Here is a 15081-nt window from a genome sequence, read left to right as displayed (position 1 = left end):
CCGCATTCCCCCGACGAGCGCCACGCCCGGCTCATGACGACCGCGCGGGCGCGACCTCCCGCGCCTCCCCGCCCGCATCCCGCCACCGGAACACCGCTTCCGTCACCGCGAAGACGACGAGGCCGAGCGCCAGGGGCCCCAGGAAGTACAGGCACCGGAAGGCGATCAGCGGACCGATCACGTCGGTCTTCGGCAGGAGGTGGACGACCACGCTCTCGATCACCCCGACGCCGCCGGGCACGTGGGTGATGAGCACCGCCGCGTTGGCGATGACGAAGACCGAGGCGACGGCGAGGAAGCCGACATCGGAGACCGCCGCCAGCACCTGGTGCAGGCAGGCCGAGACCAGGGCGAAGTTGACCGCGCCCAGGCCCACCTGCGCCGCCGCGAGGGGCAACGGCGGCATCTCGATCGACCAGCGCCGGAAGGTCAGCGGCTTGCGCCACCAGGCGGCGAGGCCGAGATAGGCCGCCACACCGCCCGCGCAGGCGAGGCCCGCCGCCAGCACCGCGCCCTCGCTCAGGCCGGTCACCTCCCGGGCGAGGCCGGGATGGACCAGCACCGCGACGGCGCCGAGCGCCATCAGGCCGACCGCGACGGTGACGCCGCAGAACAGGACCGCCTTGGCGACGTCCGCGGTGTGCAGACCCCAGCGGGTGTAGAAGCGGTAGCGGATCGCCCCGCTGCTCAGGCCCGCGAATCCGATGCTGTGGCCGAGCGACAGGCTGATGAAGGCCGCCAGCGCGACCCGGGGATAGGGCAGGGGCTTGCCGGCGGCGCGGAGCGCCAGCCAGTCGATCCCGGTCAGGCAGAGATAGCTCGCGGCGGCAAATCCCCCGGCGGCGGCGAGCCGGCCCGCCGGGAGCGCGCGGACCGACTCGACGAGCTGGCCCATGCTGTAGCCGGCGAGCGTCCGGTACAGCAGGTAGCCGCCGAGGGCGACGCTGAGCACGGTGAGGAGGATGGTCCAGAACCGGCGGCGCGCGGTCTTCTCCTGCTTGGCTTCGGTCTGTTCGTGGGCCTGCGTCACGCGGGTTCCTCCCGGGGCACGGAGATGCGGGGGCCGAGGGCCGGCGCGAGGTCGAGGTCGGCGACGAGGGCCAGGTGGTCGGAGGCGACCCGGGCGAGCCGGCCGCCCATCGTTCGCACCGACCGCACCGCGATGCCGCGGCTGACGAAGACGTGGTCGATGCGCAGGAGCGGCAGCCGCGCCGGGAAGGTCGGCCGCATCCAGGCGCTCTTGCCTTGCGCGTCCGGCAGCCGGGCGGCGAGGCGGCGGTGGACGTGCGATCCCGGCAGCGCGTTGAAGTCGCCGAGCAGCACCACCGGGTCGCGGCAGGCCGGATCGCCGAGGAAGGCGGGCCCGAGCAGCGCCTCGGCCTGCGCCCGCCGCTCGTGCCGGCCGAGGCCGAAATGGGTAGTCACGACCTGCACCTCGGCATCGCCGGCGGTGACGGCGACCCAGAGCGCGCCGCGCGGCTCGCAGCCGTCCCGGCCCGGCAGGGCGGCGGCCCGCACCAGCCGGGAGGGGAGGGCGGTCAGGATCGCGTCGCCGTAGAGCTCCTCCTCCACCCGCATCGCCGGGTGGAAGTGGGAGCGCATCCCGAGATGGCCGGCGATGACCTCCGCCTGGTCGATCCCGCCGCTGCGGGCGCGCCCGACATCGAGTTCCTGCAACGCCACCACGTCCGCCCGGCAGCCGGCGATCACCGCGGCGATGCGCCCAGGGTCGAGCCGGCCGTCGGCACCGAGGCAGCGGCGCACGTTGTAGGTGAGGACGCGGAGCAACCGGAGACCTTCTCGCGAGGGGACGAACGTCCCTCAACGGCCGAGCCTGGCTGTGGTTCGGGGGCCTCCACGGCCACCGGAATGTTAGATCCTGAGCCGCCCAGGATGCCGGGCGGCGGCCTTCGCGCGGCGGCTCAGGGCGGCGCCAGGGAGGTCAGGCGATGGTCGGCACGATCCCGCCTTCCACCCGCAGGCTCGCCCCGTTGGTCGCCGCCGCGAGGGGGCTGGCCAGATAGGCGACGAGACCCGCGATCTCCTCCGGCTCGATCATCCGGGCGAGCAGCGAGAGCGGGCGGTGGACCCGGAAGAACTCCGCCTCCAGCTCGTCCGCCGGGGCGTCCGGATCGGAGGCGACGCTCTTCAGGAAGTCGACGATGCCCTCCGAGCGGGTCGGGCCCGGCATCACCGCGTTCACCGTCACGCCGGTGCCGCGGGTGCGTTGCGCCAGGCCCCGGGTGATGGTGAGCTGCGCGGTCTTCGACACCGCGTAGTGCAGCATGTCGGGCGGCGGCACGAGGCCGGATTCGCTCGACACGAACACGATCCGCCCGGAGTTCCGTTCGAGCATGCCGGGGAAGTAGGCCTGGGCCAGCCGCGCGCCCGAGACGACGTTGACCTCGAACAGGCGGTGCCAGTCGGCGTCGGTGATCGCCTCGAACGCCTTGGCTTCGTAGATGCCGAGGTTGTTGACCAGGATGTCGACCGCCGGCACGGCCGCGACCAAAGCCGCCGCGCCCTCCGCCGTGGCCGGGTCGGCCAGCACCGTGCGGGGCGCCCGCGCCCCGGGCTCGGCGGCGACGGCCTGCGCCGCCGCATCGAGCTTCCCCTGGCTGCGCCCGGGCAGCACCACCTCGGCGCCTTCCGCGGCGAGGCGGCGGGCGATGGCGAGCCCGATGCCCGCGGTGGCGCCGGTGACGAGGGCGGTCTTGCCGCCGATCTTGAGGTCCATGGTCGGTCTCCGTCTCTGGAAGCCCCGAGATGACGATGCCGGGGATTGATGACCAGCGCGCGGGCCGGCACGATGATCGTGCATCGGACGCAACAATGAGCCCGCGATGGACAACCGCCTCGGCGAGATGGAAGCCTTCGTGCAGGTGGCCCGCCGCGGCAGCTTCGCGGCCGCCGCCAAGGCCCTGCGCTGCACGCCCTCGGCGGTGAGCCGGGCGGTGGCGCGGCTGGAGGCGCGGCTCGGCGTCGGCCTGATCCGGCGGACCACCCGGGCGATGACCCTGACGCCGGAGGGCGAGACGTATCTCGCGCGTGCGGGCGAGCTGATCGCCGAGTTCGACGCGATCGAGGACGGGTTCGGCCGCGACGCCGCCCAGCCGAGCGGGCTTCTCCGGGTCAACGCCTCGGTGCCGTTCGGCACCAGGGTGATCCTGCCGGTGCTGCCGCGCTTTCTCCTCGAGCAGCCGCGGATGCGGGTCGATCTCGCGCTCACCGACGACGTGGTCGATCTCGTCGAGGCGCGGGCCGACGTGGCGATCCGCATCGGTCCTCTGCGCGACACGAGCCTGCGGGCGAAGCTCCTGGGGCGCAGCCGCCTCGCGGTGGTGGCGGCTCCCGCTTATCTCGAACGCTGCGGCACGCCCGCCCATCCGGACGCGCTCACCCATCACGATTGCCTCAACTTCAGCTTCCGCCGCTCGCTGGACACCTGGCCGTTCCTGGTCGACGGAATGGTGGTGCAGCGACCGGTCCACGGCCGCTTCTTCGGCAATTCCGGCGAGGTGGTGCGGCTGATGGCGCTCGGCGGTGCCGGGCTCGCCCGGCTCGCCCGCTTCCACGTCGACGAGGACATTGCGGCCGGCCGCCTCGTGCCGGTGCTCGAAGAGTTCAGCCCGGGCGATGCGGAGGACATCCACGCCCTCTATGCCGGGCACGAGCGGCTGTCCTTGCGCATCCGCTGCTTCGTGGACTTTCTGGCCGCGCACGCGGTGGTCCGGGGGTGAGGCCGCTTCAGCGAACCGGGGCGGTCCGTCCGCGATCGTTTGGACACGGGGTCTACAAATAGAGACGGACGAGCATGGAGGACGTGGCGAGGCTCCGGCACACTGCAGAGGTTACCGGAGCGCGTACCGACCGCGCCCGAATGCGGCGGAGTCTGCTTGTCGTCATGTCGTCCTGGTTCTCGCGGCTCGTCGCCGCCCTCCTCGGCAAGCTGCCGGGGCGTGCTTCCTCCGATTCCGGCGCCTGGATCCTGCTCGGCGACGGGCGCGGCGTCTCGTGGTCCGGGACCGGCGAGGCGCCCGGCCCGGCGCTCAGCGGTCCGACGCCGCCACCTGCGCGGTGATCCACTCGCGGAAGCGCGCCACCTTCGGGGCGTCGTCCTCGGTCGGGGTGACGAGGAAGAAGCTGTAGGGGCTCGCCACCTCGTCGGGGAAGGGCCGCACCAGGCCGGTGCCGGTGACGAGATCGCCGCCCAGCACCTTCGTGGCGAGGCCGACCCCGCCCCCGGCGGTGGCGACCTGCAGGATCATGAAGGTGTGGGTGAAGCGCGGCCCGCGCGAGGCATCGACCCCGGTGACGCCGACCGCCGCGAGCCATTGCGGCCAGCCCACCGCCTCCACGTCGATCGGGTCGTCGTCGTGCAGGAGCGTGTGGCGGGCGAGATCCCGAGGTGAGCGCAGCGGCGGCTCGCCGTCGCGCAGGGCCGGGCTGCAGACCGGGAAGACGACGTCGTGCATCAGGAGGTCGGAGCGCAGGCCCGGATAGCGGCCGCGCCCGTGCCGAATCGCCACGTCCGCGTCGTCGCGGGCAAAGTCCACCAGGCGGTTGTTGGCGACCACCCGCACGTCGAGGTCGGGATGCTGCGCGCGGAAGCTGCCGATGCGCGGGATCAGCCACAGGCTGGCGAAGGAATGGGTGGTGCTCACCGTCAGCACGTGGTCCTGGCCCTGGCGCCGCAGCCGGGCGCTCGCCTCGGCGAGCCCGTCCAGCACCTCGCCGGCGGCGGCCGCGAAACGCTGGCCCGCCGGGGTCAGGGCGACGCCCCGGCTCGGCAGGCGGCGGAACAGGGCGAGGCCGAACCAGCCCTCCAGGATCTTCACCTGCTGCGCCACCGCGCCGGCGCTGACCCCGAGCTCGTCCCCCGCCTCGTGGAAGGTGGCGTGGCGCGAGGCGGCCTCGAAGGCCCGCACGGCATTGAGCGGCGGCAGGCGGCGGCGGGAAGTCCGGTCGAGGGCCATGAGGCAGTCCCGATGGCGTGACCCAGATTTCCTGGGGCGGCGGACGAGTCGATCTGGTTTGATCGGTGGGCCCGCGAAAGGCAATCTCTCCTCACCGACCACGCCACTTGCCGATCCGGAGAGAGCCATGACGAGCCTCGTCGCTGGCCGAGGAAACCTGCGCCTCGTTCCCACCATCCGTGTCAGTCCGCCACGCCGGCGCTCCGCCGGCTCGCTCCTCCAGCGGCTCGAATTATGGGCCGACCGCCGGCGCGAGCGCCGCGCCCTGATGGCCTGTCCCGAGGGGTTGCTGAAGGATGTTGGCCTGTCGCGGGCCGACGCGGCGCGTGAGGCGGGGAAGCCGTTCTGGATCGAGTAGAAATCTGGTCGATCTGCTCGACAGAATCGAGAGCCTGTTTGACTTGCGAAAATTTAGCTGCAACGACCTTTTCCATCCCTCTCCCGACCTCATCCTGTGAGCCTGTTTGAGTAGAGTGATTTGACAAAAACTGAGAAAAATCAGGAGATATTCTACCCTTCCACCTCATCCTGAGGTGTTAGTCGATCGCAGATCGACTGACCTCGAAGGAGGGCTCCAGAAGCCTCTGCGATCCCTGGAGCCCTCCTTCGAGGCTCACTTCGTTCGCACCTCAGGATGAGGTTAGCGGGTAGGATGATCCCGCTCGCCTCAAGTCTTGGGTGGGAATCCTGCTCAAACAGGCTCTGAGGTGCGACTGAAAGGAGCCTCGAAGGAGGGTTCCAGAAGTCTTCGCGATCCCTGGAGCCCTCCTTCGAGGTCAGTCGATTTTCAATCGATTGACACCTCAGGGTGAGGTCGTGTGTGGGAGCAAGTGCTTGAGTCAATCAAACAGGCTCTGATACCAATGGCCCAAGATGCTGACGCATCGGGCCATTGAGCCATCTCGAATTTTCTATGCCAAGCCAGAGGCTTGACGAAAATTCGAGAACGGAACCAAAGGTCGTTTTCAACGACCGTTGGTATGACGCCCTGCATGTCATTCCGGGCTCCGCTTGCGCGGCCACGGAATGAATCGGTGGGTTCGAGATCCGTAGGCTCACCAAGCCGGTTCTGCGGTCGAGCGAAACGCCCCAACCGCCCCCTTACGCCACCAGCCCCGGATCGATCGCCCGCGGGCGCGCCAGCCAATGCGGCACCGGCAGGTCGCGGGCGCGCAGGAACTCGGGGTCGAACAGCTTCGAGGCGTAGCGGGTGCCGTAATCGCACAGGATCGTCACGATGGTATGCCCCGGGCCGAGATGGCGGGCGAGCCGGATCGCGCCCGCCACGTTGATCCCCGACGAGCCGCCGAGGCAAAGCCCCTCCTCCTCCAGGAGGCCGAAGACCAGCGGCAGGGCTTCCGCGTCGGGAATGCCGAAGGACACGTCCGGCCGGAAACCCTCCAGGTTGCCGGTGATGCGGCCCTGGCCGATGCCCTCGGTGATCGAGGTGCCGGACGCCTTGAGTTCGCCGGTGGCGTAGTAGGGGTGGAGCGCCGAGCCGTCGGGATCGGCGAGCCCGATCGTCACCCCGGGGTTGCGGGCGCGCAAGGCCGCCGCGGTGCCGGCGAGCGTGCCGCCGGTGCCGGCCGCGCAGATGAAGCCGTCCACCTTGCCGCCCGTCGCCTCCCAGATCTCCGGACCCGTCGTGGCGATGTGGGCCTCGCGGTTGGCGAGGTTGTCGAACTGGTCGGCGAAGAAGGCGCCGCCGGGCTCGGTCTCGGCCAGGCGCGCGGCCAGGCGGCCGGCCACCTTCACGTAGTTGTTGGGGTTGGCAAACGGCACCGCCGGCACCTCGACGAGGTCGGCCCCGGCCAGCCTGAGCGCCTGCTTCTTCTCCGCCGACTGGGTCTCCGGGATCACGATCACCGTGCGGTAGCCGCGGGCCGCGCCGACCAGCGCGAGCCCGATGCCGGTATTGCCCGCCGTGCCCTCGACGATGGTGCCGCCCGGCCGCAAGGTGCCGGCGCGCTCGGCCGCCTCGACCATCGACAGGGCGGCGCGGTCCTTCACCGACTGGCCGGGATTCATGAACTCGGCCTTGCCCAGGATGGTGCAGCCGGTCTCCTCCGAGGCGCGCTTGAGGCGGATCAAGGGCGTGCCGCCGATCGCGGCGAGGATGTCGGGGCGGATCATCGCGAAGGTCGTCCGGGCTCGAGCGGGCGAACGCGCCCGCGGGTCAGCGGTGATGCCGCGAAAGCGGGCGGGCGGCAAGGCGCGCCTGCCTGGAATGCCTCCAGAGCGCGTTGACGGGGCCGGCCGCGAATGTCAGCCTTCCTGCCATATCGGCGTGGTCCCGAGAGGCTGGTGAAACCGGCCCGCACCGCGCGAGGAGGAGAGGAACACGCGATGGGTTCGCCCGCGACCACCCCGTCCCTTCGGCCGGTCAGCCTCGACGACAAGTACGATCTCTCCCGCGACCAGGTCTTCGTCACCGGCACGCAGGCCGTGATCCGGATGCTGCTGATGCAGCAGGCCCGCGACCGGGCGGCGGGGCTCAACACCGCGGGCTTCGTCTCAGGCTATCGCGGCTCGCCGATCGGCGGCCTCGACCAGAACCTGGTACGGGCCAAGACGGTGCTCGATCGGGCCAACATCGTGTTCCAGCCCGGCCTCAACGAGGAACTGGCCGCGACCGCGATCTGGGGGCGCAGCAGGCCGAGATGCGGGGCGAGGGCCGCTACGACGGCGTGTTCGGCCTCTGGTACGGCAAGGGCCCGGGCGTCGACCGCTCCGGCGACGTGTTCCGCCACGCCAACATGGCCGGCACCGCGCGCCATGGCGGCGTGCTGGCGCTGATGGGCGACGACCACACGGCGGAATCCTCCACCGTCGCGCACCAGTCGGAGTTCCACTTCGTCGACGTGATGTCGCCGATCCTGAACCCGGCCGGCGTGCAGGAGATCCTGGATTACGGCCTCTACGGCTACGCGATGAGCCGCTATTGCGGCACCTGGGTCGCCTTCAAGTGCGTGAAGGAGAACATCGAATCGACCGCGAGCGTGGATGCGCGCCTCGACCGGGTGAAGATTCACCTGCCCGACGACTTCCTGATGCCGCCGGGCGGGCTCAACATCCGCACGCCGGACGGCATCCTCGAGCAGGAGGCCCGCCTCCAGGACTTCAAGCGCGACGCCATGATGGCCTTCGTGCGGGCCAACACCCTCAACCGGATCGTGCTCTCAGGGGGCCGCCAGCCGAAGATCGGGGTCATCACGGTCGGGAAGTCGTATCTCGACGTGCGCCAGGCGATGGACGACCTCGGCCTCGACGAGGTCAAGGCCAGCGACATGGGGTTGCGCCTCTACAAGGTCGCCTGCCCCTGGCCTTTGTCGCGGCGGGAGCTGGCGGAGTTCGCGGACGGCCTCGACCTCGTGATGGTGGTCGAGGAGAAGCGATCCCTGATCGAGGTCCAGCTGCGCGAGGAGCTGTACGGGTCGCGCCATCAGCCGGTCTGCATCGGCAAGCGCGACGAGGACGGGAATTCGCTCTTCCCCGTGAAGGGCGCCCTCGATCCCAACGACATCGCGGTGGCGCTCGGTGAGCGCCTGCTGCGCTACCACCGCAACGACGACCTCGCGGGCCGCGTCGCCCGCCTCAAGGGCGCGCAGGAGCGGCTGGCCGCGACCGCCGACATCGCGGCGCGCATCCCGCATTTCTGCGCCGGCTGCCCGCACAATTCCTCGACCAAGGTGCCCGACGGCATGCGGGCCTATGCCGGCATCGGCTGCCACTACATGGCGCAGTGGATGGACCGCAGCACCGACGGCTTCACCCAGATGGGCGGCGAGGGCGCGAACTGGATCGGCGAGAACGCTTTTTCCAAGCGCGGCCACGTCTTCCAGAATCTCGGCGACGGCACCTACAACCATTCGGGGTCGCTGGCGCTCCGCTGGGCGGTCGATACCGGCACCACCATCACCTACAAGATCCTGTTCAACGACGCCGTCGCGATGACCGGCGGCCAGCCGCACGAGGGCGGGCTCACCGTCGACCGCATCGCCGCGCAGGTGCGGGCGGAGGGCGTGGAACGCATCGCGCTGGTCACCGACGAGCCGGACAAGTACCCCGCGACGATCGCGTGGCCGCACGGGCTCACCATCCATCATCGCGACGAGCTGGACGCGGTCCAGCGGGAACTGGCCGAGGTGCCGGGCGTCTCGGTGATGATCTACGACCAGACCTGCGCCTCCGAGAAGCGCCGCCGGCGCAAGCGCAACGCGTTCCCCGATCCCGACAAGCGGGTGATCATCAACGAACTCGTCTGCGAGGGCTGCGGCGATTGCTCGGTGCAGTCGAACTGCGTCGCGGTGCAGCCGGTCGAGACCGAGTTCGGCCGCAAGCGCCGCATCGACCAGTCCGGCTGCAACAAGGACTTTTCCTGCGTGAAGGGGTTCTGCCCGTCCTTCGTGACGGTGCATGGAGCCAAGCCGCGGAGCAAACCGGTCAACGTCCCGGCGGCGAGCAACGAGGCGCCGGATGCGGGACTCCCCGAGCCGACGATCCCGGAGATCGCCGGCACCTACAACCTGATCGTCACCGGCGTCGGCGGCACCGGCGTGGTGACGATCGGGGCGATCCTCGGCATGGCGGCCCATCTCGAGGGCAAGGGCCTCGGCATGATCGACATGGCCGGCCTCGCCCAGAAGGGCGGGGCGGTGTTCAGCCACGTGCGGCTGGCGAACCGCCAGGAGGACATTCACGCCATCCGGGTCGGGGCGGGCGCGGCCGACCTCGTGCTCGGCTGCGACCTCGTGGTCAGCGGCAACCGCAAGGTGCTGTCTGCGATCGCGAAAGGCCGCACCCACCTCGTCGTCAACACCGCCGAGGTGATGCCGGGCGAGTTCACCCGCCGGCCCGATTTCTCCCTGCCGGCCGAGCGGATCAAGCGGGCGATCCGCGAGGCGGCGGGCACGGATCGTGCCGACTTCACCGATGCGACGAGCCTCGCCGTCTCGATGCTCGGCAATGCGCTCGCCGCCAACATGTTCATGCTGGGCTTCGCCTGGCAGCGCGGGCGGGTGCCGCTGTCGCGAGACGCGCTCCTCAAGGCGATCGAGCTCAACCGCGAGGCGGTGGCGATGAACCGCGCCGCCTTCGCCTGGGGACGGCGTGCCGCGGCCCACCCTGAGACGATGCGGGCGGTCGAGGCCCCCGCCCCGGAGCAGGCGCCGGATCTCGACGGCGTCGTCACCCGGCGCGTCGCCTTCCTCACCGCCTACCAGGATGCGGCTTATGCCGAGCGCTACGCGAAGAGCCTGGCGGCGCTCCGGGCGCGGGAGGCCGCGATCGTGCCCGGCCAGTCGGCGCTCACGGAGGCTGCCGCCCGCTCGCTGTTCCGGCTGATGGCCTACAAGGACGAGTACGAGGTCGCGCGGCTCTACACCGACGGCAGCTTCCAGGCGCAAGTCCAGCGCACTTTCGAGGGCGAGGCCTTGCGCTACGAGTTCCACCTCGCCCCGCCCTTGCTCGCCCGCCGCGACCCCGCCACCGGCCGGCCGCGCAAGATGACCTTCGGGCCGTGGATGATGACCGCGTTCGGGATGCTGGCCCGGATGAAGCGCCTGCGCGGCACCGCCTTCGATCCGTTCGGCTACACGCAGGAACGGCGCGAGGAGCGGCGGCTGGTGCAGGATTTCGAGGCGCGGCTCGCCGAGATCGCCCGCGACCTCACGCCCGCCAACCACGCCGCGGCGGTCGGCCTCGCCGCCCTGCCCCAGCGCATCCGCGGCTACGGGCCGGTGAAGGCGAGGAACCTGGAGGCGGTGAAGGCCGAGGAGGCGGCGTTGCTGGCGCAGTTCCGCAGCAAGGACGCCCCGCTCGCGACGGCGGCGGAGTAGGGCGCCTTCCTCGTCTCCCTTGCGGCAAATCTGTCCGAGCGAAGAAATAGCACGGACTTCCCCCTCCCCCCTCTGCGGGGGAGGGTGCCCCGCGAATGCGGGGCGGGAGAGGGGCAGCGCGACGCTGATCCAGAGGGTGCCCGTCAGAACGGTTCAGTCTTGTCCGGAAGCGGCGTCCCCTCTCCCGGCCCCCTCCGGGGGCCACCCTCCCCCGCAGAGGGGGAGGGAGAAACCCACGCCCTTCTTTCATTCGTTTGCCCCACTCCCCCGCTTCTGCCACTCCTGGCGCACGCTACCCCACCCGGAGCCCCCGGCATGAAGGACTTTCCCGCCGCCTATCAGGTCAGCGAGGGCTCGGCCCTGTCGGTCGACCGGCCGTTCTACGAGCGGATCGCCGCCGAGACCGGCGGGCGCACCCTGGTCGATGCGTTCACCATCCCGATCCGCTTCGGCCGGGCCTGGAGCGTGCCGGCGGGGCATGTCTTTCGCATCGTCGCGCCGGAGGGGCCGCAGGTCGGAGACCTCAACATCTGGAACCGGCACGACCCGCGCGAGCGGCTCTGGGCGGCGCGGACCCGCCAGCTCCAGGGCGCCCATGTCACGACCTTCGACCGGCTGTGGTCGACCCTGCCGTTCCTGCGCCCGCTCGTCACCATCACGGCCGACAGCCTGAGCCATTACGGCACCGACGAATATGGCGGCCGGGTCCACGACCTGCTCGGCACCCGCTGCGACCCCTATGTCAACAAGCTGCTGACCGGCCAGGACTTCCACTTCCACTGCCACTCGAACCTCACCCGGGCGGTGATGCCGTTCGGCCTGACCGAGTTCGACGTCCATGACGTGCTCAACGTGTTCCAGGTCACCGGCCTCAATCACGACGACCTGTACTTCATGCGCGACTGCCCGGCGAAAGCCGGCGACTACCTGGAATTCTTCGCCGAGATCGACCTGCTCTGCGCGCTCTCGACCTGCCCGGGCGGCGACCTCTCGGTGCCGCTCTGGGGGCCGGACGCCCGCGACCCGATCGACGTCTGCCGACCCCTCGCCGTCGAGGTCTACCGGCTGGACCCGGAACTGACCGAGGGGTGGCAGAGCCCGGCCGTGGCGCCGTATCGCGGCCAGCATGGGCTGCACCCGGAAAAGGGCTGGTGGGATAAGAGTTAACGAAGCGGCAAGGCCAGGCAGACCGCCACCAGGATCACCGCATAGGCGACCACCCGGAACATCCGGTCGGAGGCGCGGGCAAAGCCGTGCGATCCGATCCAGAGGCCGAACCCGTAGGGCAGGAGCAGCGGCACGGCTTCCGCGAAGCGCGGGCCGGTGAGCACCCCGGTCGCCGTGAAGACGACGCCCGAGATCAGGGTCGAGAGGCCGAAATAGGCCATCAGGTTGTCGCGCACCTGACGCGCCGAAGCGCGCTGGCTGGCGAGCCAGAACACGGCGAGCGGCATGCCGCCGAGCGCGGCGAATCCGCTCGCCAGCCCCGAGGCGCCCCCCGTCGCGAGCGAGAGCGGCAGCGAGGGATCGGCCTTGTAGCGCCAGCCCGAGACGAGCGCCGCGAGCGCCAGCAGGATGGCGCCGGCGGTGATCCAGCGGGTCAGGGTCGGATCGAGATGGGTGAGGAGCTGGACGCCGAGCGGCAGCAGGAGGGTGGAGCCGGCAAGCAGCGGCACCACCTCGCGCCAGACCGCCCGCGGGGCGGACCGGGCGCCGAACCACAGCGAGAACGGCGCATCGACGACCCAGATCAGCCCCACCGCCGCCGCCGGCCCGACGGCGGCCGCCGCGACCGGCACGAACACCATCGCGAAGCCGAAGCCGGTGAAGCCGCGCACCAGCCCGCCGACGAGGGCGGCGAGGAACAGGGTGGCGGCCCGGGCATCGAGCGGCAGCAGGGTGGCAGGATCGAGCGACATCACGTCACCACGCGCGCCACGGCTACGATTCGTCAAGGGTCTCGCCCCATGAGTCGTCCAGGCGTGTTCACGGAACGTCCCGTGGTGGCGGCGCAGCCGGTTTCCGGCTAAGACGCGGCGCTCTTCGCGCCGGGACGGTTTTTCGGCATGATGCGGGCGCCGCCTGCACCGGTTGACAAGGAACTTCGAGCGGCGATGAGCGAACCGATCCGCATCCTCGGCATCGATCCGGGCCTGCGCCGCACCGGCTGGGGCCTGATCACCGTCACGGGCACCCGCCTCGCCTTCGTGGCGAGCGGCACCGTGACGTCGAACGGCGACGACGACCTCGCCACCCGCCTGCGGACCCTGCACGAGGGCCTGACCAAGGTGGTTTCCACGTTCCTGCCCGACGAGGCGGCGGTGGAGGAGACCTTCGTCAACAAGGACGCGCAGGCGACCCTGAAGCTCGGCCACGCCCGCGCCGTGGCCCTGCTGGTGCCGGCGCTCGCCGGCCTGCCGGTGGCGGAATACGCCGCCAACCTGGTAAAGAAGACCGTGGTCGGCGCCGGCCATGCCGAGAAGGACCAGGTCGGCGCCATGGTGCGCTTCCTGCTGCCCAAGGCCACCGCCGACACCGCCGACGCGGCGGACGCGCTCGCCATCGCCATCACCCATGCCAGCCACCGGGCGGCGCGGATGCGCGCCGCGACCCATGCCGCGGCGGCGGGGCCGGGCGCGGCGCGGATCGCCCGGGCGGCGGCGCGGGGGTGAGGTTAAGGCCGGCAAGAGCAATCGACCAGAGGCGATCAAGCGACCTGAAGCCCTTCACGTCATCCGGAGCCGCCCAGCGGAGCCCGGAATCCCGAACCGCGGATCGTTCAGGAAAAGGCGAATGGCGTTCCGCTCGCTTCTGTAGGCACTTGAGTTTCTGGATCCCAGGCTCCCGACTGTGGCGAGCCCCGGGGTGACCCTGTGAGGCGGAGAAGTCGAATTCACGCTCGGATCTGCTCGACCGACACGGCGCCATCACTCGGCCGCCGTGCCGGAATGTCCGTTCGGCGACGCGCCCTCTGCCCTCTCCCCGCTTGTCTTAAAAAACGATCGTTCGTATGAATGGGGAAAATCCAGGGAGGGCGCCGATGATCCCGAACGCCGCGCGTGCATTCAATTTCGGCCTGGGCGAGACCGCCGAGGCGATCCGCGACAGCGTGCGCGGCTTCGCGCAAGATAAAATCGCGCCGCGGGCCGAGGAGATCGACCGCACCAACACCTTCCCGCGCGACCTCTGGCCCGAGATGGGGGCGCTCGGCCTCCACGGCATCACGGTCGAGGAGGAGTATGGCGGCTTGGGCCTGGGCTACCTCGCCCATTGCGTGGCGATGGAGGAGGTGTCGCGCGCCTCGGCCTCGGTCGGCCTGTCCTACGGCGCGCATTCCAACCTGTGCGTCAACCAGATCACCCGCAACGGCTCGGACGCGCAGAAGCGCAAGTATCTCCCCAAGCTCATCTCCGGCGAGCATGTGGGGGCGCTCGCCATGTCGGAGCCGGGCGCCGGCTCGGACGTGGTGTCGATGAAGACCCGCGCCGAGAAGCGGGGCGACCGCTACGTGCTGACCGGCTCGAAGATGTGGATCACCAACGGCCCGGTCGCCGAGACCCTGGTGGTCTACGCCAAGACCGATCCGGCGGCGGGACCCCGCGGCATCACCGCCTTCCTGGTCGAGAAGGGCATGAAGGGCTTTTCCACCGCCCAGAAGCTCGACAAGCTCGGGATGCGCGGCTCGGATACCTGCGAGCTGGTCTTCGAGGAGTGCGAGATCCCCGAGGAGAACGTGCTCGGGGCGGTCGGGCGCGGCGTCAACGTGCTGATGTCGGGCCTCGACTACGAGCGGGCGGTGCTGGCGGCGGGGCCGCTCGGCATCATGCAGGCCTGCCTCGACGTGGTGATTCCCTACGTCCACGAGCGCAAGCAGTTCGGCCAGGCGATCGGCGAGTTCCAGCTCGTCCAGGGCAAGCTCGCCGACATGTACGTCTCGACCAACGCCGCCAAGGCCTATGTCTACGCGGTGGCGCAGGCCTGCGACCGCGGCGAGACGACCCGCGAGGACGCGGCCGGCGCGATCCTCTACGCCGCCGAGCGGGCGACGCAATGCGCCCTCGACGCGATCCAGCTTCTGGGCGGCAACGGCTACATCAACGACTACCCGACCGGGCGCCTGCTCCGCGACGCCAAGCTCTACGAGATCGGCGCCGGCACCAGCGAGATCCGCCGGATGCTGATCGGCCGCGAGCTCTTCGCCAAGTCCGCCTGAAGGCCTGTCTGAGCTATTTTTCCAGTAATCGACCTCATCCTGAGGTGCGAACGCA

General features: G+C 70.5%; 12 protein-coding genes and 1 pseudogene. 7 read left to right on the top strand and 6 right to left on the bottom strand.

Going from position 1 to position 15081, the window contains the following annotated elements; all coding sequences use genetic code 11:
• Window positions 1-31: 31 nt before the first annotated feature.
• The 3 genes from F1D61_RS17750 to F1D61_RS17740 all read right to left on the bottom strand — a co-directional run bounded on the left by F1D61_RS17750 (window position 32) and on the right by F1D61_RS17740 (window position 2737).
• The gene (locus F1D61_RS17750) at window positions 32-1030 is read right to left on the bottom strand and encodes a lysylphosphatidylglycerol synthase transmembrane domain-containing protein (protein WP_203152994.1); all 999 of its coding nucleotides are present in this window, start codon (window positions 1028-1030) and stop codon (window positions 32-34) included.
• Window positions 1027-1788 carry an endonuclease/exonuclease/phosphatase family protein gene (locus tag F1D61_RS17745; RefSeq protein ID WP_203152993.1) on the bottom strand — a complete coding sequence of 254 codons (762 nt, stop codon included), beginning with the start codon at window positions 1786-1788 and terminating at the stop codon, window positions 1027-1029. The genes F1D61_RS17750 and F1D61_RS17745 overlap by 4 nt, the downstream gene beginning before the upstream one ends.
• A gap of 154 nt (window positions 1789-1942) precedes the next feature.
• Window positions 1943-2737 carry an SDR family NAD(P)-dependent oxidoreductase gene (locus F1D61_RS17740; RefSeq protein ID WP_203152992.1) on the bottom strand — a complete coding sequence of 265 codons (795 nt, stop codon included), beginning with the start codon at window positions 2735-2737 and terminating at the stop codon, window positions 1943-1945.
• 106 nt (window positions 2738-2843) lie between these two features.
• Here F1D61_RS17740 and F1D61_RS17735 point away from each other — a divergent pair, with 106 nt between their 5' ends.
• Both F1D61_RS17735 and F1D61_RS17730 read left to right on the top strand, forming a co-directional pair.
• Window positions 2844-3740, top strand: a complete 897-nt coding sequence (locus tag F1D61_RS17735; protein ID WP_203152991.1) for a LysR family transcriptional regulator — start codon at window positions 2844-2846, stop codon at window positions 3738-3740.
• 164 nt (window positions 3741-3904) lie between these two features.
• The gene (locus tag F1D61_RS17730; protein ID WP_203152990.1) at window positions 3905-4081 is read left to right on the top strand and encodes a hypothetical protein; all 177 of its coding nucleotides are present in this window, start codon (window positions 3905-3907) and stop codon (window positions 4079-4081) included.
• Here the strand turns inward: F1D61_RS17730 and gcvA are convergent.
• Window positions 4050-4976: a transcriptional regulator GcvA gene (gene gcvA / locus F1D61_RS17725; RefSeq protein ID WP_203152989.1), complete on the bottom strand. Its 927-nt coding sequence runs from the start codon at window positions 4974-4976 to the stop codon at window positions 4050-4052. The two genes, F1D61_RS17730 and gcvA, sit on opposite strands and share 32 nt — an antisense overlap.
• Window positions 4977-5103: 127 nt before the next feature.
• Here gcvA and F1D61_RS17720 point away from each other — a divergent pair, with 127 nt between their 5' ends.
• A complete protein-coding gene (locus F1D61_RS17720) occupies window positions 5104-5334 on the top strand; it encodes a DUF1127 domain-containing protein (RefSeq protein WP_203152988.1) in 231 nt (76 codons plus the stop codon).
• A 743-nt stretch (window positions 5335-6077) separates the two neighbouring features.
• Here F1D61_RS17720 and F1D61_RS17715 read toward each other — a convergent pair.
• A complete protein-coding gene (locus F1D61_RS17715; protein ID WP_203152987.1) occupies window positions 6078-7109 on the bottom strand; it encodes a cysteine synthase A in 1032 nt (343 codons plus the stop codon).
• Window positions 7110-7322: 213 nt separating this feature from the next.
• Between F1D61_RS17715 and F1D61_RS17710 the strand changes: the two are divergent.
• Both F1D61_RS17710 and F1D61_RS17705 read left to right on the top strand, forming a co-directional pair.
• Window positions 7323-10813, top strand: a pseudogene (locus tag F1D61_RS17710) (indolepyruvate ferredoxin oxidoreductase family protein).
• 315 nt (window positions 10814-11128) lie between these two features.
• Window positions 11129-11980 carry an urea carboxylase-associated family protein gene (locus F1D61_RS17705; protein WP_203152986.1) on the top strand — a complete coding sequence of 284 codons (852 nt, stop codon included), beginning with the start codon at window positions 11129-11131 and terminating at the stop codon, window positions 11978-11980.
• On the opposite strand, the gene F1D61_RS17700 is transcribed toward F1D61_RS17705, so the two are convergent.
• Complete coding sequence (locus F1D61_RS17700; protein ID WP_203152985.1) at window positions 11977-12732, bottom strand: sulfite exporter TauE/SafE family protein; 756 nt, start codon at window positions 12730-12732, stop codon at window positions 11977-11979. The two genes, F1D61_RS17705 and F1D61_RS17700, sit on opposite strands and share 4 nt — an antisense overlap.
• 195 nt (window positions 12733-12927) lie before the next feature.
• Here F1D61_RS17700 and ruvC point away from each other — a divergent pair, with 195 nt between their 5' ends.
• Window positions 12928-13485, top strand: a complete 558-nt coding sequence (gene ruvC, locus F1D61_RS17695) for a crossover junction endodeoxyribonuclease RuvC (RefSeq protein WP_203152984.1) — start codon at window positions 12928-12930, stop codon at window positions 13483-13485.
• 368 nt (window positions 13486-13853) lie between these two features.
• Window positions 13854-15026: an isovaleryl-CoA dehydrogenase gene (locus F1D61_RS17690; protein WP_203152983.1), complete on the top strand. Its 1173-nt coding sequence runs from the start codon at window positions 13854-13856 to the stop codon at window positions 15024-15026.
• Window positions 15027-15081 lie beyond the last annotated feature (55 nt).

The organism is Methylobacterium aquaticum (assembly GCF_016804325.1).
GTDB lineage: Bacteria > Pseudomonadota > Alphaproteobacteria > Rhizobiales > Beijerinckiaceae > Methylobacterium > Methylobacterium aquaticum_C.
The sequence above is the reverse complement of the archived record's forward strand: the minus strand, read 5'-3'. Positions and strand labels throughout refer to the sequence as shown.